Annotated in this window: 23 protein-coding genes; 3 read left to right on the forward strand and 20 right to left on the reverse strand. The window is 71.5% G+C overall.

Annotated features, from left to right (window positions below; translation table 11 throughout):
* Window positions 1-32 precede the first annotated feature (32 nt).
* From AC07GB_RS28730 to AC07GB_RS28745, 4 genes are all read right to left on the reverse strand, one after another.
* Window positions 33-1,619 (reverse strand): AI-2E family transporter, encoded by a 1,587-nt coding sequence (locus tag AC07GB_RS28730; protein WP_478850417.1) that lies wholly within the window; start codon window positions 1,617-1,619, stop codon window positions 33-35.
* Window positions 1,620-1,753: 134 nt separating this feature from the next.
* Entirely contained in the window at window positions 1,754-2,494 is a 741-nt protein-coding gene (locus tag AC07GB_RS28735) for an aggregation-promoting factor C-terminal-like domain-containing protein (RefSeq protein ID WP_478850419.1), read from the reverse strand.
* Between the two features lie 475 nt (window positions 2,495-2,969).
* Window positions 2,970-4,292, reverse strand: coding sequence for a PhoH family protein (locus tag AC07GB_RS28740; protein ID WP_478850421.1), 1,323 nt, complete (start codon window positions 4,290-4,292; stop codon window positions 2,970-2,972).
* 306 nt (window positions 4,293-4,598) lie between these two features.
* Window positions 4,599-5,360, reverse strand: coding sequence for an isoprenyl transferase (locus AC07GB_RS28745; protein WP_478850423.1), 762 nt, complete (start codon window positions 5,358-5,360; stop codon window positions 4,599-4,601).
* Between the two features lie 510 nt (window positions 5,361-5,870).
* Between AC07GB_RS28745 and mgrA the strand changes: the two genes are divergently transcribed.
* Both mgrA and AC07GB_RS28755 read left to right on the forward strand, forming a co-directional pair.
* Window positions 5,871-6,908: an L-glyceraldehyde 3-phosphate reductase gene (gene mgrA / locus AC07GB_RS28750; protein ID WP_478850425.1), complete on the forward strand. Its 1,038-nt coding sequence runs from the start codon at window positions 5,871-5,873 to the stop codon at window positions 6,906-6,908.
* 276 nt (window positions 6,909-7,184) lie between these two features.
* Window positions 7,185-7,547 carry a DUF192 domain-containing protein gene (locus AC07GB_RS28755; RefSeq protein WP_478850427.1) on the forward strand — a complete coding sequence of 121 codons (363 nt, stop codon included), beginning with the start codon at window positions 7,185-7,187 and terminating at the stop codon, window positions 7,545-7,547.
* A gap of 299 nt (window positions 7,548-7,846) precedes the next feature.
* On the opposite strand, the gene AC07GB_RS28760 is transcribed toward AC07GB_RS28755, so the two are convergent.
* From AC07GB_RS28760 to AC07GB_RS28820, 13 genes are all read right to left on the reverse strand, one after another.
* A complete protein-coding gene (locus AC07GB_RS28760; protein WP_478850429.1) occupies window positions 7,847-8,218 on the reverse strand; it encodes a winged helix-turn-helix transcriptional regulator in 372 nt (123 codons plus the stop codon).
* Window positions 8,219-8,289: 71 nt separating this feature from the next.
* Window positions 8,290-9,078 (reverse strand): class I SAM-dependent methyltransferase, encoded by a 789-nt coding sequence (locus AC07GB_RS28765; RefSeq protein WP_478850430.1) that lies wholly within the window; start codon window positions 9,076-9,078, stop codon window positions 8,290-8,292.
* Window positions 9,079-9,117: 39 nt separating this feature from the next.
* The gene (locus AC07GB_RS28770) at window positions 9,118-10,536 is read right to left on the reverse strand and encodes a DUF6177 family protein (RefSeq protein ID WP_478850432.1); all 1,419 of its coding nucleotides are present in this window, start codon (window positions 10,534-10,536) and stop codon (window positions 9,118-9,120) included.
* Window positions 10,533-14,564, reverse strand: coding sequence for a type VII secretion protein EccCa (gene eccCa / locus AC07GB_RS28775; protein WP_478850434.1), 4,032 nt, complete (start codon window positions 14,562-14,564; stop codon window positions 10,533-10,535). Before eccCa ends, AC07GB_RS28770 begins: the two co-directional genes overlap by 4 nt.
* Window positions 14,565-14,577: 13 nt before the next feature.
* Complete coding sequence (locus AC07GB_RS28780; RefSeq protein ID WP_478850436.1) at window positions 14,578-15,837, reverse strand: CpaE/TadZ family protein; 1,260 nt, start codon at window positions 15,835-15,837, stop codon at window positions 14,578-14,580.
* 11 nt (window positions 15,838-15,848) lie between these two features.
* Window positions 15,849-17,183, reverse strand: coding sequence for a type VII secretion integral membrane protein EccD (gene eccD / locus AC07GB_RS28785; RefSeq protein ID WP_478850438.1), 1,335 nt, complete (start codon window positions 17,181-17,183; stop codon window positions 15,849-15,851).
* Window positions 17,184-17,241: 58 nt separating this feature from the next.
* A complete protein-coding gene (locus AC07GB_RS28790; protein ID WP_478850440.1) occupies window positions 17,242-17,535 on the reverse strand; it encodes a hypothetical protein in 294 nt (97 codons plus the stop codon).
* 35 nt (window positions 17,536-17,570) lie between these two features.
* Window positions 17,571-17,924, reverse strand: a complete 354-nt coding sequence (locus AC07GB_RS28795; RefSeq protein ID WP_478850442.1) for a toxin-antitoxin system YwqK family antitoxin — start codon at window positions 17,922-17,924, stop codon at window positions 17,571-17,573.
* 242 nt (window positions 17,925-18,166) lie between these two features.
* Window positions 18,167-18,553 (reverse strand): toxin-antitoxin system YwqK family antitoxin, encoded by a 387-nt coding sequence (locus AC07GB_RS28800; protein WP_478850444.1) that lies wholly within the window; start codon window positions 18,551-18,553, stop codon window positions 18,167-18,169.
* Complete coding sequence (locus AC07GB_RS28805; protein WP_478850446.1) at window positions 18,550-20,925, reverse strand: hypothetical protein; 2,376 nt, start codon at window positions 20,923-20,925, stop codon at window positions 18,550-18,552. The genes AC07GB_RS28800 and AC07GB_RS28805 overlap by 4 nt, the downstream gene beginning before the upstream one ends.
* On the reverse strand, window positions 20,922-21,350 hold the full coding sequence (locus AC07GB_RS28810; protein WP_478850448.1) for a DUF6507 family protein: 429 nt from the start codon (window positions 21,348-21,350) through the stop codon (window positions 20,922-20,924). The genes AC07GB_RS28805 and AC07GB_RS28810 overlap by 4 nt, the downstream gene beginning before the upstream one ends.
* 50 nt (window positions 21,351-21,400) lie before the next feature.
* Window positions 21,401-21,712 (reverse strand): pore-forming ESAT-6 family protein, encoded by a 312-nt coding sequence (locus AC07GB_RS28815; RefSeq protein WP_242722071.1) that lies wholly within the window; start codon window positions 21,710-21,712, stop codon window positions 21,401-21,403.
* Window positions 21,713-21,780: 68 nt separating this feature from the next.
* Window positions 21,781-22,110, reverse strand: coding sequence for a hypothetical protein (locus AC07GB_RS28820; RefSeq protein ID WP_478850450.1), 330 nt, complete (start codon window positions 22,108-22,110; stop codon window positions 21,781-21,783).
* A 366-nt stretch (window positions 22,111-22,476) separates the two neighbouring features.
* Here AC07GB_RS28820 and AC07GB_RS28825 point away from each other — a divergent pair, with 366 nt between their 5' ends.
* Complete coding sequence (locus AC07GB_RS28825; protein WP_478850452.1) at window positions 22,477-22,944, forward strand: N-acetyltransferase; 468 nt, start codon at window positions 22,477-22,479, stop codon at window positions 22,942-22,944.
* Between the two features lie 11 nt (window positions 22,945-22,955).
* Here AC07GB_RS28825 and AC07GB_RS28830 read toward each other — a convergent pair whose 3' ends face one another.
* The 3 genes from AC07GB_RS28830 to AC07GB_RS28840 form a co-directional block, all read right to left on the reverse strand.
* The gene (locus AC07GB_RS28830) at window positions 22,956-23,555 is read right to left on the reverse strand and encodes a GNAT family N-acetyltransferase (RefSeq protein WP_478850454.1); all 600 of its coding nucleotides are present in this window, start codon (window positions 23,553-23,555) and stop codon (window positions 22,956-22,958) included.
* A gap of 85 nt (window positions 23,556-23,640) precedes the next feature.
* The gene (locus tag AC07GB_RS28835) at window positions 23,641-24,264 is read right to left on the reverse strand and encodes an OmpA family protein (RefSeq protein ID WP_478850455.1); all 624 of its coding nucleotides are present in this window, start codon (window positions 24,262-24,264) and stop codon (window positions 23,641-23,643) included.
* Window positions 24,261-24,863, reverse strand: a complete 603-nt coding sequence (locus AC07GB_RS28840) for a hypothetical protein (protein WP_478850457.1) — start codon at window positions 24,861-24,863, stop codon at window positions 24,261-24,263. Before AC07GB_RS28840 ends, AC07GB_RS28835 begins: the two co-directional genes overlap by 4 nt.
* Window positions 24,864-24,871 lie beyond the last annotated feature (8 nt).

The following is a 24,871-nucleotide window of genomic DNA, read 5'->3' on the forward strand; positions in this document are numbered from 1 at the left end:
ACCAGCGGACGACCGACGGCCCGGGACGGCCGTCAGCCGGAGGAGGGGCGGGCGGGCGGGGAAGCCACCTGCTCCGGCGCAGGGGCGGTGTCCGCCACCGCTTCGGCCTGGCGCAGGGCCAGCTCCCGGGAGTAGGCACGCAAGTGCCCGACCACCGTGTTCGTCACGGCGACGAGCGGCACCGCCACGACCGCTCCCCCGATCCCGGCCACCACACCACCGGCGGCCACGGAGAGCACCACGGCCAGCGGATGCACCCGCACCGCGCGGCCGAGGATGAAGGGCTGGAGGATGTGCCCCTCGATCTGCTGCACCGCGAGGACCACCACGAGCGACATCACGGCCGTGAACACGCCCTGCGTGACCAGTGCGACGACGACCGCGAGCGCGCCGGAGACCACCGCGCCCACCAGCGGGATGAACGCGAACAGGAAGATGAAGACGGCCAGCGGCACGGCCATGGGCACGCCCAGGAAGTAGATCCCGAGGCCGATGAAGACCGCGTCGATGAGGGCCACTATCACCGTGCCCCGCACATACGCGGTGAGCGTCCGCCACGCCTGCGGCCCCGCCCCCGCGACGCCGGGCCGGGCCGCGGCGGGCACGAGCCTGAGGAACCATTTCCAGATGCGCGGCCCGTCGTACAGCAAAAAAAGCGTGGAGAACACCGCGAGGAGGATGCCGGTGAGGGCCTCCATGATGACGGTGACGCCTTCGAGGCTCGCGGAGGTGATCTCCTCGGAGTTGGCGCCCACCGCCTCGCGCAGGCTCTTCGCGATGTCGTTGATCTGGTCCTCGGTGACGTGGAAGGGGCTGTTGAGCAGCCACTTGCGCAGGTCCTCGATGCCGTCCTGGATCTGGCTGGAGAGCGTGTCGACGTTCTCCATGACCTGCCAGACCACGAACCAGCCCACAAGACCCATGATCACGAAGCCGAGTACGGCGGTGACCATCGTGGCGAGCCCGCGCGGCAGGCCGAGCCTGCTGAGCCGGGCCACGGTCGGCTGGAGCAGCGCCGTGATGAGCAGCGCGGCGACGAACGCGAACACGACGAGCTGAACCGCGCTGATGACCTTCATCAGGACCCAGACCGTGCCCGCGAGCACGAGCAGCCGCCACCCGGCCTCGGCGGCGACCCGCATGCCCCACGGCACGGCGGCCACGGGGTCGGGCCGGGCCGCTATGGCGGGGGCGTAGGCGGGCGGCGCGGGCACCTGGTCCGCGGTCACGGCCTCGTCCGCTTCGGCCGGATCGTCGCCCAGGGACCGGCCTTCGGCCTCGGCGCGCACGTCGGCGGCGTGCCGCACCATGTCGGCGTACCGCTTGCGCAGCGACAGCTTGGGGCCCGCCGGGGCGTGCTCCCCGGTGGGGGCGCCGTCCTCGGTGGGCCGTGTGCCGGGCGCGGGCTCATCGGCGCGCGCGTGCGTGCCGTCGGGCGCGGTGTCCTCAACGGGCTCGGGTCCGGGCACGGGGGCGGGTGCGGGCTCGGGTTCGGGTGCTCCGGCCGGCTCGGGACCGGGGGTGTCCGGGCCCCTCTGGGCGCGGCCGTTGTCCAGGCGCTCGCCCAGCCTGGTCAGGCCCGCGCCGACGCGTCGGCGCCACCCTGGAACTCGCGACATGATCCGTCCTCTTCCCCCCGTCTTTCCCCACCGGAAGCCCCGGTCTTTCCGCTGGGGCGTTCGAACCGACCGTACATGGCGAAGCCCCCCACCGTAGTGACGATGAGGGGCTGCGCGTGGTTGAGCGTGATCGCTCAGTACCAGTTGTTCGCCTGCCAGAAGCTCCAGGCACCGCACGGGCTGCCGTAGCGGTCGTTCATGTAGTTGAGGCCCCACTTGATCTGCGTGGCCGGGTTGGTGCGCCAGTCGGCACCCGCCGAGGACATCTTGGAGCCGGGCAGCGCCTGGACGAGGCCGTAGGCGCCGGAGGAGGCGTTGGTGGCGCGGTAGTTCCACGTGGACTCGTGGTTCACGATGTTGCTGAAGCACTGGAACTGGCCCGCGGGGACCATCTGCCGGGCCATCGCCTGGACCTGGGCCACCGTGTAGGAGCTCTGCGGGGCGAAGTCGGAGGCGTCGCGCGAGGAGGAGCGGCTCGCCTTGTTCTCCAGGCGCTCCTTCTCGTCCTGCTTCTTCTTCTCCGCGGCTTTCTTCGCGGCGGCCTTCTTGTCCGCTTCCGCCTGCTTCGCGGCCGCCTGCTTCGCGACGGCGTTCTTGGCGGCCTGGACGCGGGCGGCCTCAGCGGCGGACTTCTTCGCGGCCGAGTCGGCGGCCATCGCCTGGGCGTCGGCCTGCTGCGCCACCGAAGTGGTCTGCACCTGGGCCTGCTCGCCCGCCGGGATGTCTGCGAGGAGAGTCGAGTCGCTGGCCGTCGCCTCGATGTCGTTCGAGTTCGAGGACTGGGTGTTGCCCGAGGCAACGCCCACGACGGCGCCGACGGTGGTGACCGCGGTGGCCGACGCCACCGCGAATCCCCGGACCGAGATCCGGCTCACACGGTTTCCTTCCAGCATCGCCCGCATAGGTGACCTCGCGGACGCAATCGTGCCCCTGACGCTGGCCTCCGCTTGCTGATCGGTCACGGGAGGCGCGGGCCCGGTGGACAACTCCCGTGGCGGGAGCGACGCGTGGTGCTTCGGGCGGCATACGGCGACCACTATGAAGTTCTGTTGTTCCGTACCGCTGGGGGTACAGGAGTGCCGTATGCGGGGCCTGACAGGACCCAGACTCTGCCGTAGCGAGACGCCGGGAGGCAATTCCGAGTTGCGTGTGAAAGCTCACATCCCGTTTGTCCCAGCAGTTTTACGGAAACACAGACGCTCGGGGCCGAGGCCACACTAGGCTCTCTCGCTTCACCGGTCGCGGCCAAGCCCGGCCGCACCAGGGGTGATTGACCCCAACTCAGTCCTGAACCGCGAAAATCCCCCGTTCCTTGCGGAACGGAGGATTTTCGCGCTTCGGGCGAAACGGTCAGACCTGGCTGTCCTCCAGCATCTCCGTCACCAGGGCCGCGATCTGGGAGCGCTCCGAGCGCGTGAGCGTCACGTGGGCGAAGAGCGGATGCCCCTTCAGCTTCTCGATGACGGCGACCACTCCGTCGTACCGCCCGACCCGGAGGTTGTCGCGCTGGGCGACGTCGTGGGTCAGGACGACGCGTGAGTTGGCGCCGATCCGGGACAGGACCGTCAGCAGGACGTTCCGCTCCAGGGACTGGGCCTCGTCCACGATGACGAAGGCGTCGTGGAGGGAGCGGCCCCGGATGTGCGTGAGCGGCAGGACCTCCAGCATGCCCCGCGCCGACACCTCCTCGATGACCTCCTTGCTCGCGACCGAGCCGAGCGTGTCGAAGACGGCCTGCGCCCAGGGCCCCATCTTCTCGGCCTCGGTGCCGGGCAGATAGCCCAGCTCCTGCCCGCCCACCGCGTACAGCGGCCGGAAGACCATCACCTTCTGGTGCTGGCGCCGCTCCAGGACGGCTTCCAGGCCCGCGCACAGGGCGAGCGCCGACTTTCCGGTGCCCGCGCGGCCGCCCATGGAGACGATGCCGACGTCCGGGTCGAGGAGCAGGTCGAGCGCGACGCGCTGCTCGGCGCTGCGGCCCTTGAGGCCGAAGGCCTCGCGGTCGCCGCGGACGAGCCGGACGTTGCCCTCGGCCGTGACCCGGCCGAGGGCCTTGCCGCGCTCGGACTGGATGGTCAGGCCGGTGTGCACGGGCAGCTCGGACGCCTCGGGGACGTACAGCGTCTCCGTTTCGTAGAGGAGGTCGACCTGCTCGCCGGAGAGGGTCAGTTCGGACATGCCGGTCCAGCCGGAGGAGTCCGTGATGGCCAGCTCCGCGCGGTACTCCTCGGCGAGGAGGCCGACGGAGGACGCCTTGATCCGCAGCGGCAGGTCCTTCGAGACGACGGTGACGTCGTACCCCTCGGCCTGGAGGTTGCGGGCCACGGCGAGGATCCGCGAGTCGTTGTCGCCCAGGCGGTAGCCGGCCGGGAGCACCCCGGGGTCGGAGTGGTTCAGCTCGACGCGCAGCGTCCCGTCCAGGCTGCCGATCGGGATGGGCGCGTCCAGGCGCCCGTACCTGACGCGGAAGTCGTCGAGCAGGCGCAGGGCCTGCCGGGCGAAGTAGCCGAGTTCGGGATGGTGGCGCTTGGCCTCTAGCTCCGTCACTACGACGATCGGCAGCACCACTTCGTGCTCGTCGAAACGCGCGAGCGCGTTCGGGTCGGCGAGCAGGACGCTGGTGTCGAGAACATAGGTGCGCCGGCCTTGCTGGCGCTTCGTGCTGGTCACCACGGAAGGACGTACCCCCTCGGATGAGGTCGGGGAGCGACGGAGGGAACTGGGCCGGTGTGCGGCCCCCATGCGCGGGCCGGGCACCGGCCCTCCGTGTCGTCCGCGCTCACCGCGCGGTCGTCCTTGCGCAAAGGGCCTCCCGGGCGGACGGCCCCGTGCCGTCCGCTGAGATACGGCGCCCGTGAATCGGACGCCGACCTGGAGGGCTTATTCCCTCGAACAAGCGCAGCCATGCCATGGCATATGACGGCGCGTTGGTTAACTCCTGGTTACCGGGTCCTCAGGCCGCCGGGCCGTCACGGCACGTCATCCACCGTAACGGCGGTGGCGCGCGGCGTAGTCGCGCAGCGCACGCAGGAAGTCCACCTTCCGGAACGCCGGCCAGAAGACTTCGCAGAAGTAGTACTCGGAGTGAGCGGACTGCCAGAGCATGAACCCGGACAGGCGCTGCTCACCACTCGTCCGGATCACCAGGTCGGGGTCCGGCTGGCCGCTGGTGTAGAGGTGCTTGGAGATCTGCTCGACGTCGACGCTGTCGGCGATGTCCTCGATGGAGGTGCCGCGCTCGGCGTGGTCGAGGAGGAGGGAGCGGACCGCGTCGGCGATCTCCTGGCGGCCGCCGTAGCCGACGGCGACGTTGACGAGTATGCCCTTGTTGGTGTCGGTGGCCTGTTCGGCCTCCTTCAGGACCCGCTGGGTGCGGCCGGGGAGCAGGTCGAGGGTGCCCACGTGGTGCACGCGCCAGCGGCCGTCGGCCGCGAGGCTGCGGACCGTCTCCTCGATGATGCCGACGAGCGGGACCAGCTCTTCGTCGGGGCGGTCGAGGTTGTCCGTGGAGAGCATCCACAGCGTGACGACCTCGACGTCGGTCTCCGCGCACCAGCCGAGGAACTCCTCGATCTTGTACGCGCCCGCCTGGTGGCCCTGCGCGGTGGTGCCGCCGGAGGCCTTCGCCCAGCGGCGGTTGCCGTCGAGGATGACGCCGATGTGCTTGGGCACCTGCGCGTGGTCGAGGCGGCCCTCCACCCGGTGTGCGTACAGCCGGTACACCAGGTCGCGCAAGCTCACGAGATTCCACCTCTCACGAAAATCGGCCGCTGCCCCGGGGGCCGACCGGCCGGGGGGTCCTGGGGCCCGACGGCAGCCCCCGAAGCCGAAAGGGTACCGCTGCGCGACCGCTCCCCCGGCCCGGGTACCACCCCGACCCCAGAAACCGGGCCCCAACGACGGAGGTTGAGCCCCACGAGCCCGTCCGGCACCTGAGGACGAAACCGCAGGCCACAGATCAAGCCCGTCCGGCGCTTGAGGACGAGGCCACAGGCCGACACCAAGCCCGTCCGGCACCTGAGGACGAGGCCGCAGGCCGAGATCAAGCCCGTCCGGCGCTTGAGGACGAGGCCACAGGCCGACACCAAGCCCGTCCGGCACCTGAGGACGAAACCGCAGGCCACAGATCAAGCCCGTCCGGCGATTGAGGACGAGGCCGCAGGCCGACACCGAGCCCGTCCGGCGATTGAGGACGAGGCCGCAGGCCGACACAACCCGCCCAAGCCAAACGCAGTGGCGTAGCTTCGTTTCATGAACGACGTCTCCCCCTACCGAGCCGCCCCCACCCGCTACGACTCGATGGAGTACCGCCGCACCGGCAGGAGCGGCCTGAAGCTGCCAGCCGTCTCCCTCGGCCTCTGGCACAACTTCGGCGACGACCGCGCCCTCGACTCCCAGCGCGCGATCCTGCGCCGCGCCTTCGACCTGGGCGTCACGCACTTCGACCTGGCGAACAACTACGGCCCGCCGCCCGGCAGCGCGGAGCTGAACTTCGGCAAGCTCTTCGCGCAGGACTTCGCCTCCCACCGGGACGAGCTGATCGTCTCGACCAAGGCGGGCTACCTCATGCACCCGGGCCCGTACGGCGAGTGGGGCTCGCGCAAGTACCTGCTTTCGTCGCTCGACGCCTCGCTCGCGCGGATGGGCCTGGACTACGTCGACGTCTTCTACTCGCACCGCTTCGACCCGGACACCCCGCTGGAGGAGACCATGGGCGCGCTCGCGTCCGCGGTCCAGCAGGGCAAGGCGCTGTACGTCGGCGTGTCCTCGTACAACAGCGAGCAGACCGCACAGGCCGCGCGGCTGCTGCGCGAGATGGGGGTGCGTCCCCTCATCCACCAGCCCTCGTACTCGATGATCAACCGCTGGACCGAGGACGACGGCCTCCTCGACACCCTGGAGGCGGAGGGCATGGGCTGCATCTCCTTCGTCCCGCTCGCGCAGGGCCTGCTGACCGACAAGTACCTGAAGGGCATCCCCGAGGGCTCGCGCGCGACCCAGGGCAAGTCGCTGGACCCCGGCCTCCTCAGCGACGAAGTCGTACGCCGTCTCAATGGCCTGAACGACATCGCGTCGCGGAGGGGTCAGTCGCTCGCGCAACTGGCGCTGAACTGGGTGCTCAGGGACGAGCGCATGACGTCGGCGCTCATCGGCGCGTCCAGCGTGCGGCAGCTGGAGGAGAACGTGGCGGCCCTGTCCGGGCCCAAGCTCACGGACGCGGACCTCGCCGAGATCGACGCCTTCGCGGTGTCGACGCCGGGGACGAACATCTGGGCCGGGCGGCGCTGAGCCGTCGGTCGCGGCGCGGCCAAAAGAAACGGGCCGGTCCGTGGGGGGGGAGACGGACCGGCCCGAGGGGGGGTTTCCACCATAACCCTTCGTAAGTGCTTCGCGGTGCATCGGCGTGCCACAACTACTCTCCGAGACCGCCCGGCGACTGCCTGGCCCCCGCCCCCCACCGGATTCCGGCCCCCGCGGCGCGTTCCGGCCGCCGGAGCCGGTAGCTCCGAAGGGTGATGCGGAGGCGGGGCGCGCGCTTGACGCGGCGGGCGCTAGCGTCGCGCCATGGCGACGTTGACGGTGGCGGGGCCCGGGGGCCCGGTGGTGGTGCCCCTGGAGGTGGCGGACTCGCCCCGCGCGCGGCGGCGCGGGCTGCTCGGCCGCGACGGCGTCCGGGGTGCCCTGCTGCTTCCGCGTACGAGTGCCGTGCACACCCTGGGGATGCGGTTCGCCGTGGACGTGGCCTACCTGGACCGGCGGTCCCGTGTCCTCGTGGTGCGGACGATGCGGCCGGGCCGGGTGGGCCTGCCCCGGCTCCGGGCCCGGCGGGTCGTGGAGGCGGAGGCCGGCGCGATGGCGGGGTGGGGGATCCGCGGGGGCGTGCGCCTGGTGGTGGACCTGGACGGGGCGGACCGCGGCGGCGCCTAGGAGTACGCTGCGGCGCTCGCGCCCGGCAGGGGCGTGCACGAGGCCGCGCAGCCCCCTCCACTGCGCGGCACCGCCCCGCGCAGCTTTGCGCCCGCGAATTACCGTTGGTCTGAACTTACGTGAGTTCAGCGGCCGAATCGAGCCCGTGTGCGCAACAATCGATAACGATGTTGAATCGGCGGCCACCTCATGACGAAGTCGCCCCGAATTGCCCGAATTGACGGGCCGGGCACCGGTGTTCCGCGTACCGGCCTTCCGCGTACCGGCCTTCCGCGTACCGGCCTTCCGGTTACTGGCTCTCAGGCGCCGCGTGCGACCGCCGCGACCTTGGCCTCCTGGTTGGCCACCAGGCGCTCCATGTTCTCGTCGCCCCACTGCCCGAGCGGCCCCAGGGCCCGGTTCAGCGACTGGCCGAGATCGGTGAGGGAGTACTCCACCTTGGGCGGCACCTCGCGGTAGACCTCGCGATGCACGATGCCGTCCGTCTCCATCTCCCGCAGCTGCTGGATCAGCATCTTCTCGCTGACCCCGGGGACGTGCCGCCGCAGCTCGCCGAACCGCAGGGTGCCGCCCGCGTGCAGCGCCCACAGGATCAGGGGCTTCCACTTGCCGCCGACGACGTCCACGGCCGCGTCCAGACCGCACACGTACGGCCCCTTGCCCTTCGCCATGTGCCAACTCCTCGTCCGCGTGGATGAACGGCCGCTCACTTACCGGATCGACAGTACCGCCGAAGCAGCGCTCAGCGCTTGCGCGCGTCGAACAGGTGCCGGGTGCTGTGGGCCACGAACGGCCCTTCCGCCCGGATCTGCTCGTGCAGCTCGCGCAGCCGCGGCCGGTACGCGTCGACGGTGAAGCCCGGCACCATCCACACCACCTTCCGCAGGAAGTGGACGACGGCCCCGACGTCGAAGAACTCCATCCGCAACCGCTCGGCGCGCAGCGACACCACGTCGAGCCCCGCGGCCTCGGCCGCGGCCCGCTCGTCCTCGGGGTCGCGGGCCTTCCTGACCGCGTCGGGCTGCTCCCCCAGGAAGTACTCGACCAGCTCGAACACGCTGCTCGGGCCCACGTGCTGGGCGAAGTACGTCCCGCCGGGCCGCAGCACCCGCGCGATCTCGGCGAAGTGCGGCGTGACCGGGTGCCGGCTGGTGACGAGGTCGAAGGCGCCGTCCGCGAACGGCAGCGGCGCGTCCTCGGCCGAGGCCACGACGACCGCGCCGCGCGGGTGGAGCAGCGCCGTCGCCTTCGCCACGTTCGGCGGCCAGCCCTCCGTGGCGACGGTGACCGGGGGCAGCGAGGGCGCGGCCGCCAGCACCTCACCGCCCCCGGTCTGCACGTCGAGCGCGGCCGACGCCGCCCCCAGCCGCTCCCCCATGGCCCGCGCGTATCCCCACGAGGGCCGCGCCTCGGTGGCCCGGCCCTCGAACCAGGAGAAGTCCCAGCCCGCCGTAGGGGCGGCTTCGGCCTCGGCGACGAGGTCGTCGAACGTGCGGGGTCCGGTGGGCGTGCTGTCACGGGAGGTGCTCATGATCCGATGCTCTCAAGCGCGGGCCCGACCCGCCCGGAATTACGTACGCGCCACCGAGAGGTGCCGGGTGAGCTGGTCGACGCGGTCCCAGGCGGCGGGATCCGTACCGTCGCCGAAGCGGTAGTGGAGCGCGGGCCCGGATGCGGGGCCGAGCGGGACCGGCCGGTGCGGCAGCGGGGGGCGGCGGGCGTGCGCGAGACCGACGGCGCGGACGTCGGCGGCGCCGAGGGTGAAGGAGACGGGCACGGGCGGGTGCGCGAGACGCGCGGCGACCGTGAGGTCGGCGCGGGCGGGGCGCAGCGTGACGAGCATGGTGCACAGGCCGTGCCGCGCCACGAGGGCCTCGGCGAGCGGCTCGATCACGTCGAGAGGCGTGGGCTCACCGGCGGGGAGGCCGAGGTCGAGGGTGACCTCCTGGGCGACGCCGGTCCGGGTGCGCTGGACGCGGAGGGTGGCGAGCGCGGGGCGGTCCGGGTGACCGACCGCGAGCAGATGGCTGGGTTCCGGGGCGCGGTCGCGGGCGAGGGCGGTCAACTGCCGCGGTGACCAGGGCAGGTTGACGGGCTCGGCGGTGCCCCACCCCGCGGGGGCGGTGCCGGTGAGGTGCTGCCAGGCGGTTTCGAGGCCCTGGCCCAGGACGAGGTCGCGGTCCGGCGCGTGCCGGGTGCGGAAGGAGACGGTGAGCTGCCGCTCGGCGGTGGGCCCGGGCGGGGCGAAGGCCTCCGCCACGGTGGCCTCGCCGCCCTGGTCGAGGGCGGGCGCGAAGGTGCCGTCCTGCCAGCGCAGCACGGCCCCGGTGAGGCCGTCGTAGTAGCCGTGGTCGGGGTCCTGGACGACCCAGCGGTTCGGCGGTCCTGTGAGGGCCGTGCGCAGGGGGAGGCTCAGGCGGGCGTGCGGCGGCGTGACGATGTGCAGGGCGCGGCCGGAGGTGACGGTGGTGCGCAGGACGTCGGAGAGCCATGTGCTCAGGCCGATGACGGGCCGGTCGAGGATGACGACGGCCGTGGAGTCGGTGAGGACGTCGACGGCGGGCAGGGCGCCCTCGGGGGCCGGGGCCGCCGTGACCTCGCCGCCGCCAGGGGTGTCGACCACCCGCACGGTGGCGGCGTCCGGAGGCCAGGTGGTACCGCCGAGCAGCAGCGTGAGGCGGCCGCAGAACGATCCTGCGAGGTCCTCGGCCTCCGGCGCCGCCGTCGAGGCGCGGGCCTCGGTCCACCAGAACGGCACCTCCGGCACGGTCATGTGAGAGCCGAGGAGGCGCTCGGCCTCGCCCCGGGTGTGGACGATGACGGGTGCCTCGACCGACACGAGCGGCCGGCCCGTCGGCGTGCACAGGTGGATCACCGCGTCGTCGGCGCTCATGGTCACGCCGAGGTCCGGGCCGCCCGCGTGGAGTCCGGCCAGCAGGGCCGCCGCGTCGGGCATCTCGGGCGTCAGGGCGATGACGTCCTTGGTCACGGCTTCTCCTCGGCGGACGCCTCTGGCGTCAGGGCCGTCTGAATGAGCAGGGGGCGGTGGCCGCGGCGGACGAGGGTGCCGCGGCCGGGGGGCTGCGCGGAGGGGTGGACGCCGGGGAAGAGCTGCCCCTCCGCGCGGTCGCCTGTCATCAGCAGTGCCGTGGCGCCGGTCTCGCGCAGGGCGGTGAGGAAGGGCTCGTACAGGGCGCGGGAGGCCCCGGCGACACGACGGGCCACGACGAAGTGCAGGCCGATGTCCTGGGCCGATGAGATGTAGGGCAGGAAAGGGGCGAGGGGCTGCTGGCCCGCGGTGGTGAGGATGTCGTAGTCGTCGACGAGGATGACGATGCGGGGCCCGGTGAAGGCGGGGTCGCCGGTGTCGGGGTCGTCGGGATCCGCGGTGTCCGGGAGGCGCTTGTCCAGCTCGCCCGCGATGCCGGTGGCGAGCGCGGCGGCGAGCTTGGCGTTGTGGGCGTAGCCGCCGCGGTAGGGCTCCGGGATGTGGCCGCGCAGGCCGCGGCGGGGGTCGAAGACACCGAACACGAGGTCCTCGGTGCCGTACCGCGCGATGAGCTGCCCGGTGATCAGTTTCAGCAGGTTGGTCTTGCCGCACTCGTTGTCGCCCAGGATCAGCAGGTGCTGGTCGCGGTCGAAGAGGTCGAGGCGGACGGGGCCGAGGGTGTCCTGGTCGACGCCGATCGGCACCAGGTCGGGCTCCGCGGCGGGCGAGGGCAGCCGGGCGGCGGGCAGGCCGAGCGGCAGGACCCGGACGGGGGCGGCCGGCTCGCCGTGCCAGGTGGCCGCCACGGTACGGGCGGCGTGTTCCAGGGCGGTGCCGAGGTCGCCCGTGCCGGTGCCGCCGTCGGTGCGGGGCAGCGCGGTCTGCGCGAAGAGCTTGCCGTCGGTGAGGGCCCGGCCGGGGGTGTCCGCCGTGACCGTCTCCGCGAGCTTGCGGTCGACCGTGGAGTCGGTGGGGTCGTTCAGGCGCAGCTCGATCCGGGTGCCGAAGATCGACTGGGTGGCGATGCGCACGTCGTTCCAGCGGAGCATGCCCGCGACGACGTGGATGCCGTAGCCGCCGCCGCGCTTGAGCAGTTCGGCGATCGCGTCGTCCAGCTCCGCGAACTCCTCGCGCAGCGCGCCGAAGCCGTCGACGAGCAGCACCAGGTCCGTGGAGCCCAGCTCGGGCAGCTGCCCGGTGGCACGCATGCGCCGCAGCTGGTCGAGGGAGTCGATGCCGTGCTCGCGGAACAGTTCCTCGCGCAGGGCGAGCTGCGCGGTCAGCTCGGCGACGGTACGGGCGAGGCGCTCGCGGTCGGCCCGGGACGCCACGCCCCCGACGTGCGGCAGGCCCACCAGCGCCGTGAGCCCGCCGCCGACCAGGTCGAGGCCGTACACGGCGACCTCGGCGGGGGTGTGGGTGAGGGCGAGCGACAGCGTCAGGGTGCGCAGCAGCGTGGTCTTGCCGGACTGGGGGCCGCCGATGACGGCGACGTGCCCGCCCGCGACGTTCAGGTCGAGGGTCCACAGGCCCTGCCACTGCTTGGCCGGGTCGTCCAGGACGCCGAGGGGCACCCGCAGCCGGCCGTCGCCGCGCGCGAGGTGCAGGCCGCGCTCGGACACGCGCAGGGGCCCGGCCGCGGCGTCGAGGGGGATCGCGCCGGGCAGCGGGGCGAGCCAGATGCGGCGTACGGGCGGTGCCGCCGTGGCGAGTTGGTCCACCATCGTGGACATCACGGTCGGCCCGGTCTCGCGCTCACGCGCCGGGCCCTCCTCGCGCGGCCCGCCGTCGTCCCGTACCGGCGTGTTGTAGGCCGGATACGTCCACGCGGGCGGCCCGGCGTCGGTGTCCTGGCCGTGCGCCGAAGACCCGTGGTGGGCCCCGGACACGTACCCGGCCTTGAAGCGCGTGTACGTGGACGTGTCCACCTTCAGATAGCCGAAGCCGGGCAGCGGCGGCAGCTGGAAGGCGTCGACGGTGTCGAGAACGGTCCGCGACTCGTCGGCGGAGAACGTACGCAGTCCAAGCCGGTACGACAGATAGGTCTCCAGGCCTTTCAACTTGCCGCTCTCGATGCGCTGGCTGGCCAGCAGCAGATGCACGCCGATCGACCGCCCGATGCGCCCGATGGACAGGAAGAGGTCGATGAAGTCCGGCTTGGCGGTGATGAGTTCGCCGAACTCGTCGATGACGACGAACAGATGCGGCAGAGGTTCGAGTCCTCGCCCCGGCTCCTTGGCGCGCAGCGCCGCGTAGTGCCCGATGTCGGCGACGTTCCCCGCGTCCTTCAGGACCTGCTGGCGGCGGGTGATCTCGCCGGCGAGGCTGGTGTGGACGCGCTCGACGAGGTCGGCCTGGTTCTCCAGGTTGGTGATGACTCCGGCGACGTGCGGCAGGCCGGTGAAGGGGGCGAAGGTCGCGCCGCCTTTGTAGTCGACGAGGACCATGGCCAGGTCCTCGGGCGGGTGCGTGGCGGTCAGGGCGAGGACGAGCGTGCGCAGCAGCTCACTCTTGCCGGAGCCGGTGGCCCCCACGCACAGGCCGTGCGGGCCCATGCCCAGCTCGGCGGACTCCTTCAGGTCGAGCAGCACGGGCTCGTGCCGGTCGTCGAGACCGATCGGCACCCGCAGGAAGTCCCGCTCGCCGCGGGGCGCCCACAGCCCGCCGATGTCCAGGTCGGCGGGGTTTTCGACCCCGAGGAGCGCGGGGAAGCCGACGGGGCCGGAGACCGGGGTGCCTTCGGCGGCGGATTCGGGGGTGAGGCGGAGGGGGGCCAGGAGGCGGGCGAGGCCTTCGGCGCCGGGGACGCTGACGGTGTCGGCGAGCCCCTGGGAGCGGCGGTCTTCGGGGGCGCGGAGGTCCTCGACGGTGACCTGGTCTCCCTCCCCGCCGACGGTGATGCGGACGCTGACCTCGTCCGGCTCGTGGATCTGCTCGGCCAGCAAGTGCAGCACGGTGACGCCCATGTCGCCGAGCCCCACGGCGGCGTCCGGACGCGGCAGTTCGACGGCGGTCGTGCCGTGTATGTCGCTCACGACGAGCATCCGGTCCGCCATGAGCAGCGCCCGCTTGTCGGACAGGCCACGGCGGACCTCGGCGGCGTACGAGGCGCGGCGGCGCAGGTCGGCGGCGCACAGCCGGGCGAGCCCGTCGGCCCCGTCGAGACCGGGAGCGATACGCCGTACGGCGACAGGATCGTCGTGAGCCTCTGGTACCGCGCTCGGATCCAGCACATGGGGCAGCCACTTGGCCCACTCCCAGTCGGCGATCCGGTCGCCGGGCACGCCGAGCGCGATCGCCACGTCGTCCGGCGCGTGTGTGACGGCCGTCTGCACGAGCAGCGCGCGGGCCACGCGCAGCACGCCGTCGCGGTCGCCGATGACGCTGACGTTGCCCGCCCGGTCGAGCGGCACGGTCAGGGGGAAGTCCGGCGCCACGGTGAACCGCGCCTGCAAGGCGCGCGCCTCGTTCAGCATGAACGGGTCGGGCGGCGTCAGCACGCCGCTCCCGCTGTTCTGCCCGATCACGACGTCCTGCGCGGGAACGTCGCCGGTACCGACGCGCACGTGCAGGAAGTCGGCGTCGGCGCGGCGGCGCTCCCAGCGGCGGGCGGGGTCCCGGGCGAGGTCGTAGAGGGCCGAGGGCGGCGGGTTCAGGAGGCGGGCCCGGGCACGGGCTTCCCGTTCCCTGCCGCCGAGTTCGTGGCGCTGCTCCTCCACGTACTCCAGATAGCGCTCACGCTGCGTACGCCGGGTGCGCTGGGCCTTGCCGCGCTGCGACAGGAAGAGGGCCACCGCGCCGAGCAGCGCGAACACGAGCACGACCGCGCCGAGGGCCGCGAACCGGCTGGAGCGGATCACGGTCATCATCACGACCGAGCCCATGACGCCCGCCATGGGCAGCAGGGCGGTGGCCGCGTTGCCCATCTTGCCCTCGGGCAGGTTCGGGGGCGGCTCGATGACGTGCTGGGCGGGGGCGGCCGGGGGGCGGGTGGAGCGGGCCGGGCGGTGGACGAGGCGGTGGGTCATGGCGTGTCTCTCCTCAACGCACCCGCACCGCCCGCCGCATCGCCTCGGCGGCGAGCCGGGTGGCCGCCTGCCGGGTGGCGTCGGCGAGCCGGGCCGGGTCGATGGCGCCGCCGCCGGCCAGATGCCGGTCGTACGGTACGGCGACGACGGTCACCCCGGTCTCCCTCAGATGTCCGGCGGCGGCCTTCGCGTTCAGCGTCATGTCAGGTGCGGCGGCGGTGAGCGCGACGACGGTGGAGGCGAGCGCCGAGTGCGGCAGTTGCCCGAGCCAGTCGAGGACGAGCCGGGTCCCGCCCACGCCCTCGGGCGTCATCGGGGCGACGACCACGCGCGCGTGCGCGGTGTCCATGGCGGTCCGCGCGACCTCGCCCGGCAGCGTCTCGCAGTCGACGACGGTCATGGCGAAGTAGCGGCGCAGGGCGAGCGTGACGGTGCGGTACGTCGCCACGTCCAGGGGCGCGCCGACCCTCCCCTGGCTGCCGGGCAGCAGCCAGCCGCCGTCACTGACCGGCACCAGATAGCCCGTGACGTCGGTGAGCTGCATGGCGGGCGTGAGAATCCGGGCGAGGTCCCCGCACGCCCACCGGACCGACTCCGCGCCCATCCGCACCGGCAGCGTCCCGAGCGCGGCGTCCGCCTCCAGGGCGAGCACCGGGTCGTGCCGGTAGTGCGTGAAGGCCCGGCTGAGCAGCGCGGCGACGGTCGTCTTGCCGACACCGCCCCGGATCGACGTCACGGCCACGACCCTGCCGGTGGTCACGGGCCGCTGAATCTCCTGCGCGGTACGGGACTCCTCGGCTACCTCCTGCGCGGCGGACGCGGTGAGCCGCCGGAGCGTACGCCCCGTGCGGCGGAGGGCGGAGTCGCCGTGGTGGGGGCGGCGTTGGGCCAGGGCCAGGCGGGGGTCGAGGGTGGGGGTGGGCTGGGGGACGGGGGCCGGGGGCGGCGGGGCGGCCGGGGCCGGGGCCGGGGCCGAGGCCGGGGCGGGGGCACGCGTCGGGCTCACGGCCTCGGGGGCCCGGGCGTCCGGAGCGGCCCGAGCGGCCCGAGCGGCCCGAGCGGCCCGAGCGGCCCGAGCGGCCCGAGCGGCCGGGGAATTCTCCGTCCCGGAAGCGTCCGTCGCCGCGGGCACGACCGGCGTGCTCTTCTCCACCGTGCGCGCCACGGCCGTGCCCGCCCTCGAACCGGTCTGCTCCGCAGGCGCGTCACCCGGTCCCGCGTATGTGCTCAGCTCCCGCAGCACGTCACGCTGCCAGTTCCGTTCCTGTGCCATGTCCCGGCCTCCTACGCGAAGGTGTCGAGGAGCCGCCCGTACACCCCGAACACGCCGAGGAGCAGCGGTACGAGGGCGATCACGCCCACCGACTCCAGCAGGTCCCCGGCACGCCGCAGCCGTACGCGCACGTGCTCGGCGGGACGTACGGCGAGGGCGAGCAGCGGTGCCGCCGCGAGCGCGATGAGCAGCGCGAGCGGCCCGGCGGCCGCGCCGGAGTCGTCGAGCCACACCCAGACGAGCCGTACGACCACGACGCCCGCGGCCACCAGCAGGGCGACGACTTCCGCGACCAGCGGGAACGCCCGCGCCCGCAGGGCGAGCACCAGCGCGGTGACCACGGCGAGCAGCACCGACCACACGGATACCGGCGCCTCACCCAGGACGAGCACACCGGCGACTGCGGCGGACACGGCCAGGACCAGGCTCGCGAGGGCGAGGCCCCGGTGCGTGGCGGCGAGGGCGACACCGACCTGGTAGCGGCTGACGGACGCGCCTGCCGACCGCCGGTCGTCGAGCCCGGAGAGACCTGAGGTCATCAGCGCGAGGCGCGGCAGCACCCCCAGCGTGACCACCGACAGAACGGCCAGCACGGCGCCCACGCGCGCAGCGCTGTCGCCGTCCTGTACGCCGAGGGCGACCTCCCAGGCCACCACGCACCCCACGAGCGCGCCGCAGCCGACGAACGCGCCGCGCCCCAGCGGGGTGCACCACCCGAGCAGCAGCAGCGCGACGGCGAGGGCGCCGCCCATCCCGGCGAGGCGTCCGGCCGCCGACCAGCCGTCGGCGTCCGCGAGGCACCAGGCGCCCAGGACGCCCAGGGCGCCGGTGCCGGCCGTCGACGTGGCGGCCAGTTCGGTACGCCGCAGCCGCCCGCACAGCACCCCGCCGAGCCCCGCGACGACCGCCGCCCCGACGAGCCCGGCTCCCGCCCGGCCGTCGGCGAACTCCTGCCGGGCCAGCACCCCGGCGACCAGGGCCCAGGTGACGGCGGCGACCCCACAGACCACGCTCCGGGCCCGCGGCCCCCACCTCCAGCCGCGCACGTCCACGTCATCGGCGGCCTCATCGGTGACGTCGTGCACGACGGGCGCGGAAGGCGCGTCCTCCGCCCGCACGAGCCGCAGCACCGCCCCATCGGCGACGCCGGCGGACTCCAGCGTGGCGTCCTGCGCGATCGCGGTCCCGTCGACCCCGACGAGATACCGCGGCTGGGGCCGCTCCCCCACCTGATCCCCGAGCAGCCGCAGCACTTCGGGCAACAGCAGCCCGACCGGTTCCTGGGAGGGCAGTACGAGATCCACCCGCCGCCGCTCCCCCACCAGGGTCACCCGGCTCAACGCCACGGCCCCTTGGCTCCGATTCCGGCTCAGCGCCCCCGCAGATATCACAAGTTCGAACCTATCACCGAGAAGAAGGAGCCAAAGTAGGCATTTCAGTCGCACCCGGTGACGAAGAATGCGACACCGGCGACGAATCCCCCGGCCTCTCATTCATCACCCGGTTAGAGACAAAGGACCACCCCACGCAGCCCGCACACAGCACGGCCGCGATCACGATCCCGCCGAACAGCTTCCCCAACCGCTCATCCACGGACCGCCGCTGCCGCTCCCCTCCGAACAACAACGCATCCCGAAGCCGCCGCCGCCGAACCGAGACGGACTCCAGCAACTGACTGTCGTAGTCCTGAGATGCCATGATCCCCCCTCCGACTAATTGAGAGTGAAGCGCCCCTAATCCGACTTCCGCCACGTACGAATGGGGCGCCCTTCCTCGTACCATTCAAAATCGGCCAAGGGCGTCTTGCCGTCCTCACTGTTAATCATGTGCTTGGCCAGAGCGCCATTAGGGTGCCAACGCTTGAATTCCCCCGACACGAATCCCATACGCATCACACCCTCGGCTCGCAACGTGCCGTCCTTGTACCACTCGCGATAGGGACCGTCTTTGACCCCCTCGGTGTACATCACTTTGCTCACGAGATGGCCCGCCAGGTACTCCACAGCCTCACCTGTGTAGGGCTCGTCCCGGTACAGCAAGACGTACCCGTAGTCCATGTCCGGATCGTCGATATCGATACGTTGCACTCTCATCACCACGGCAGGAAGTTCGCATCCCTATCAGGCGGCCACCCAGTGAATCGGCCGCACCTGCTTGGGACTTCGGGAAGCATCTTTGCACAATTCGCGCAGAACGGGGCGGCCAGCCGGGGCGCAGGGACGTCCAGTGAACGGTCCTTCTTGAACGGGAAGTACACAGAAGCCCGCATCTCACCCAGCACGCTGGCGTCGTGTCACACAACATCGGCAGTGCGACCCTCGCCGTCACCTCAGCTGGTCGCCTGGTCGCCCTCGAGTCGCCAACTCCGTGTTGGCTGTCCCCTTTCATCCCAGGCAAATTCTTCACGTAGAGTCAAACCGTCCTGCTCGAACAGCTTTCGCGACGCCAGTACACCATTGGGATGCCATTCCTTGAACTCCCCGCGAGGAAGGCCCATCCGCACCGTCCCTTCAGAGCGAAGGGTCCCATCCTCGTACCACTCGCGCGAAGTGCCGTTCTGCACTCCCTCGGTATAGTTGTCCAGGCTGACCAGACTGCCGCCGAGGCGTTCTTCCACCTCCCCGGTGAAGGGGACGCCTCGGTACAGCAGGCGCTGTCCCGCGTCCATATCGACGTCGGGGTCGTCGATGTCAATTCGATTGACATGGTTCGTCATGGGATCCAGTTCTCATCACTCGGAGGGAAACCTGTGAATCGCCCGTGGCCGCTGGAAACACCTTGGAGCATATGGTTACAGTTCGCACAAAAGGGAGCAGGCCGCCCTGGATTGCCTGTTGCCTTGTTCAGCAAGAAAGGGAAGTCCACAGATGCTCGCATCTCTGACAGGGCCGACTGCCCGTCCGGTAAGCCTTGCTTCCGACGCTCCCAGAGTAGTTCGTTGGCCGCTTTGACCTCCGCGTGCCCCAAGGGGTGGTCGTTGTGCGGCGGCGGATCTCCGATGGAGTCGTAGCGCGCAGCCAGGGTCGGATGGAGCCTGTCGCGCGGAATGATGACCTCGGCTTTGCCGTTGATGCCCTCGATGACCCTCCCCGTGCGCAAGTCGATCACGGCCCCGACGCAGGCACCCGTCTGCTTGCGAGAGAAGATCCCGGCTTCCTTCGCTGCCCGGTACGCCGCACCACGGTCACGAGCGAGCCCGTCCAGGTAGTCGGCAACCGGCTGCCCGTCGACGCGCGTAATGATCCCCTCAACGCGCTCCACTCGTGCCTCGTTGAGGTGGTCCAAGAGTTTTTCGCCTGGGCCGGGGGGCGGCGGCGGAACGGTGTCTCGACCCTGTGAGCCGGGAAAGTCGCCTGTTCCGCCTTCCTCACCACCTCTCGAATGTCGATCACCCTGCCAGCCTTCATCAGCCGCTGTGGCGTGATCATTGCCGCTGTGAGCAGCCTCGCTACGGTTCCCGTCGGTACCCTCGTGGCCCCCATCGGTACCGTGGCCACGGCCATTCGCCGATTCATGGCTGGCAGAGGGACTGCTGCCCGCGTTGTGACTACTCCCTCCTGGCATGTGGTGTCCGGTTTCCCCGGGAGTACCACGAGTCGTGCCGCCGTTCAGCAGCCCGTCGCCCGTCCGGCCGGCGGCACCTGCCGTCCCATCGCCCACCTGGGCTTCCATCGACACAGGAGCTCGGTCAGAAGGCCGGAGAACAAGCGGCTTTTCGACCTTGGATGCGGCTGCACGCTCCGCGGCAGAGAACTCCTGCCGCCCTCCCCTCTCCTTCTTCATGTCTCCCAAGGCTCTGCCGTGCTCGTCGACAATGACCCCGTCACGCGTCATGTAAAGCGTGTGGCCCTTGCTGTCGGCGTACACCCGTGCGTTGTCCGGCACGACCGCGGGCCGCGCCGTCGCGCCCGGTCCTTCATCCGCGAGGCGGTAGGGGCCTGTCGGAACATCGAGACGCGTGGCTGTGCGGGCCGTACGGAGGGGAGTCAGGAGGTCGCCGACCTTGGTGGCCGTGAAGGTGACGCCCTTCGCCGCGTACGTGAAGGGATCCACCGCCCGGCCGGCCTTACCGATGACCGCTCCCGCCTTCGCCGCCACTCCCCCCTTGGCAGCCGCCCCCGCCCCCCGCGTCGCCGCGATGGTGAGAGCGTTGAAGCCGACCAGGCCCGCGGCGCGGGAGGGGTTCGAGCCCCACTGGTCGTACGCGATGAGCCCCTTGCCCGTTTCGACGACGGAGCGCCGCGAGTCCCGGAGCCAGAAGGGGAGTTGGTCGTCGCGGGCGTTCCAGAGGAGGGCCCCGGCCGGGGTGAGGGTGAGGGTCAGGCCGGTGGACAGCTTGGCCAGGTTGGTCCAGGCCTCTCCGGCCGCGCCCCAGCCGTCCTTGCCCACCAGTGTGCCGAGGCCCTTGGCCGTGCCGACGATGCCGTCCACGACGAAGCCCTTGCCGAACTCCTTGGCCTGATGGGCGAGCCAGGCGACGCCGTCGTAGTCCCGTTCGGCCACGCCGCCCCAGGGGAGTTCCTCTGCCTGGTCGAGGACGTCGGAGGTGAAGCCGTAGGTGTCGCACCTGGCCGAGCCGTCGTCACTGGCCCCCAGCTGTACGCCGTCGACCAGCGCAGTGATCTTGTTGTGGCAGTCCCGCTCGGCCGCCTGGAAGGCCAGGACCGCCGCCCCGACCTCCTCGACGAGACGCTCGTTCTGGTCGATCTTGTCCTGGTCCTTGCGCCAGTCGTCGTCCGTCGACACCTCGTCGATGTAGAAGGCGCTGGCCTCCATACGCAGCCGCCTGAGCTTCTCGGCCAGCGGCCGCACCTCGCTCGCGTACTCGTCCAGCGCCTGCGCGACCTTCTCCAGATCGTCCGCGAAGGCGTCCGTCTTCGTCTGCACGGGCTTCGTCGTGGCGAACAGCTGCTCCGCCTCCGGAGCCTCGTAGAAGGCCGAAAGCCCCTGGAAGTCGGAGTGCACGTCCGCTCCCCCGTCGCGGAACCGCGACGCCTCCCTGCGCAGGTCCGCGACGTCCCGCTCCAACTGCTCCAGGTCACCGGTGAACTGCGGGATCCCATTGGGGTCGATGACGTCGTCGCTCATCCGCCACCGCCCCGCCTGCCGTCACCGCCATTGACGCCGGGCATCTTCGGCACGATCCCCTTAATCGCGGCACCGTGCTTGTTCGCGGCCATCTCCAAGTCGCCCCTGACGTACGCCTCGGTGGCGAGGCGCGCGCCGAGCAGGGAGCTGGCCGTCCGCCGCGAGACGTACTTCAGGTCCTGCGACCACTGCCGGGCGAACACGCCGAGCGCGGCGCCGACCGGCCCCTGCACCCCGCCCTTGCCGCCAGGGCCGGCCTTCCCGTCCCCTTCGTGCCCGCCCTCGGCGATCGTCCCCGCCGAAGCCGCCGCGCTCGGCAGCGTCTTCTGCATCTCACCGCCGGCCTTCGCCATGCGCTCGGCCGACTCACCGGCCCGCCGCAGCACGCCGCCGACTCCGCCTGGCTCGATGTCCCAAGCCGTCACCACACGCCCCCTAGCTCCCCGTCGTCCCGCCGCACGGTGTGCTGCTGTGGTCAGCCGATGTTGTTGACAGCGGCCCGGGCGCGGGACAGCGTCGTCTGGGCCGTGCCGTCGTTCTCCTCCAGCGTCGAGCGCACGAGGCGGATGATCTCGCGGACCTCGTTGGCCGCCTTGTTCCAGCGGACTTCCTTGCCGTGGTACTCATCCGACACACCATCGGCCTGGTAGTCGGCCATCGCCGCCTTCACCGCGCGGTCGCGGTCACCGAGCACCCGCTCCAGCTGGCCGATGACGACGTGCAGCCCGCCCTGCACATCCGCCGACGCACCCGTGTCGTACGAACGCCGGTCCTGATTCCCAGCCATGACTCACAACTCCCCGCAACGATGAAATGTGGACGTACGGGCCCTCACGGCCCGGGCACGGCTCCCGCTCAGCCGGAGAAACGCGCCGCCTGGAAATTGGCCGCGCCCATGTTCCGCTGCGCGTTGTCCGACTGCTCCTGCGTGCCGGTCCCGAACGCCTCGTCCATGCCCGCCTGGCCGCCCAGGATCGACTGGAGCGAGCCGTTCAGCGCCGCCGTGATCTCGTCCGCCCGCAGCTTGAAAGAGTCGAACGTCGCCTTGCCCGCGCCGTTGAACTTCCCCTCCAGCGGCTCCGCCGCCGACACCAGCGCCCGGATCAACGCGCCCAGATCATCGCTCGACCCTGACGTCTGCTTCCCCAGCGTGGCCAGCGTCGTCTCGCCCATGTCGAACTTCATGCACCCAACCCCCGCTTCAGCCCGTTCACGCTGCGCTCATGCCTCATAGCTCATCGAACATACTCCCGACAACGCATTGCAGGCGCAACGCAGTTGCGCGGTGCGTGGCGTGATCCCGCCACTTCCCGCGCCGGGTTCATGCCGCGTCGTCGCTGACGCCCCGGCACTCATCGCTCTCACCACGGGCTGTACGGCGAATCTCACGTCTGCTCACTATGGCTAGAAGTGTGCGCTGTGTGAACGGTGGGCCAGCTGGGGCCGTTGCATCACAGGGCCAGGGCCGCGGCCAGTACCGGCGTATTTGCGGCTGCGTCGCGGTGGGCGGCGGCCGAGGCAGCCCCGCCCCCGTCCGCTAGCCTGCCCAGCATGCCTTCCCCCTCCTTCGTACCCGACGACTTCGCCGTCCCCCTCGCTCTCAGCGGTGCCGGCTTCCGGCTCGAACCCCTCGGGCCGCGGCACAACGGCTCCGATCACGCCGCTTGGACGTCGAGCATCGCGTACATACGGTCCACGCCGGACTTCGAGGGGCGCCAGTGGCCGCCGCTCGCGGGGATGAGCCGCGCCGACAACCTGCGTGACCTGGAAATGCACGCCGACGACTTCGCGGCGCGGCGCGGGTTCACCTACTCGATCCTGGAGGAGCCCGGCGACGAAGTCATCGGCTGTCTGTACATCTATCCGTACGAGGGCGATGGCGCCGATCCCTCTGTCCCCTACGTGCGCTCCTGGGTGCGGGCCGACCGGCGTCACCTCGACGCGCCCGTGCGTGAGGCCGTGGCCGCCTGGCTGGCGGGTGCGTGGCCGTTCGCGCGGGTGCGGTACCGGGCCGGCTGAGCGCGGGGCGCTCAGGGCACCCGGCGCAGCATGCACCACGTGCGTGGGCCGCCGCCGGGCAGGGTGAGGTCGGCCGTGACCTCGAAGCCGAGGCGTTCGTAGAAGCGGACGTTGGTCTCGGTGGAGGTCTCCAGGAACGCCGGTACGCCCTCCCGCTCCGCCGCCTCGATGCCGGGGCGCAGGACTGCCCGGCCCAGGCCCGCGCCCTGCCGGTCGGGGTCGACGCCGACCGTCCCCAGGAACCAGACCGGCTCCGTGGGCCGGTGCGGGGCCAGTGCCGCCTCGGCCTCCTCGTACGCCTGCGCGCGATCCCCGGCCAACTCGGCGAAGCAAGGAGCCAGTTCGGCGAAGGCGCCCGCGGCGTCCGCCGTCGTCGGCGTGGTCCACGCGGCCACCGCCGCGCCGTCTCCGGCGACCCACACCCGCCCGTGTACCAGGCCTATTCGCGTCAGGAACAGCTCTTGGAGACCCGTCACGCGTCGTACGTGATCGTCGGCGGACACCGTGTGCCGGGTCCAGGGGTAGTCGGCGAAGGCCCGGCCCAGGGTACGGACTGCCCGGGGGACGTCGTGGGCGGTCGCCGGGCGCGCGGTGGCGTCGTACTCGGGCACCACGTTCTCCTGTCGGTCGCGTATGTATGTACGTACGAGGAGAACGATCGGGGGTGCCGCTGTGTCCCCGGTGGCAGCCGGGGCCTCACGCTCCGCGCGGGAACGAGACCTCCACCCGGCGGTTCTTCTTCCGCCCCTCCTCCGAGCCGTTGTCCGCGATCGGGTAGTCCTCGCTGTAGCCGCGTACGGAGTACGTGACCTGCGGGCCGAGGAAGCTCGCCAGGCGGTCGTGGACGGCTTCGGCGCGGTTCTTGGAGAGCTTCTTGCCGTGGGCGTACGAGCCGAGGTTGTCCGTGAAGCCGAAGACGCGGACGTCGGTCGCCTTCTGGGCCTTCGCCTCGTCCGCGATCGCCTCGATACGGGCGTCCGCCTCGGGGTTCAGCTTCGCGCTGTCCTTGGGGAAGAGGACCTCCGCCTGTAGCGCGAACTTCACGTCCGTGTTGGTGTCCTCGCGGCGCTCCTCCCCGCCCAGGTCCTCCACGACGGACTTGATGTCGAGGACCTTGGCGGGCGCGAGCGTCGCACCGTCGGCGAGCTTCAGGCCGGGGCTGTTGGAGTCGACTTCGGGGGGCGGGGAGGTGGTGGAGGTGCCGGGGGGTGTGCTGGGGTCGTCGTCGGCCCGGGCCTCGGGGGCGAGAAGAGTGAGTGCCGCGACGATGACGGTTGCCGTCGCCGTGGCCGTCCTGTGGGGGCGGGGAGTCATGGTCACTCGCCCTCGGCGATCTCAATGGGTGCGGGAGGCATCGCACCGACTTGGAAGCTGACCTTGGACGTCTCTTCAGGGGGAGCGGGGAATTGAGCGAACCACTCGACGGTCTGGCCGGATTCGACTCCACCCTCGAACTTGGTGCAGAGACAGCGACCGCTGGTATCGCGCAGCACCAGATACTTCTTCTTTCCCTTGCTGTCGACGAGGCTCGCTCCCGCGATGGAGCCGCCGTTCTTGCGCAATTCCTGTTCGTCACCGCGCCATTCACCGCCGGTCCACAGGCCGCCGGACCCGTTGGTCACCTTGCCGGAGACCGTGACGAAGCCGCCGGGATCGCGCTCGGCCGAATTGATCACCAGGGTGACGCCGTCGCCCTTGGCCTCCGCAAGTGGCTGCTCTCCAGTCGGCGCTTCTGATTGCTGCTCGCCCTTGTCTCCCTCGTCGTCCTTCCCGGCGGCCGACTCGGAGGAATCCGGCTTGTCCGACTTGGAGCCCTCGTCGTCGCCGCCTCCGCAGCCGACCACCGTGAGGACCAGCCCAGTCGTGATCGCCGCCGCGGTCATTGCCCTGCGGGTCTTCATGGTGTGCCGAAGCTTCATGTCAGCGG

The sequence above is a fragment of the Streptomyces sp. NPDC045778 genome (assembly GCF_056431945.1).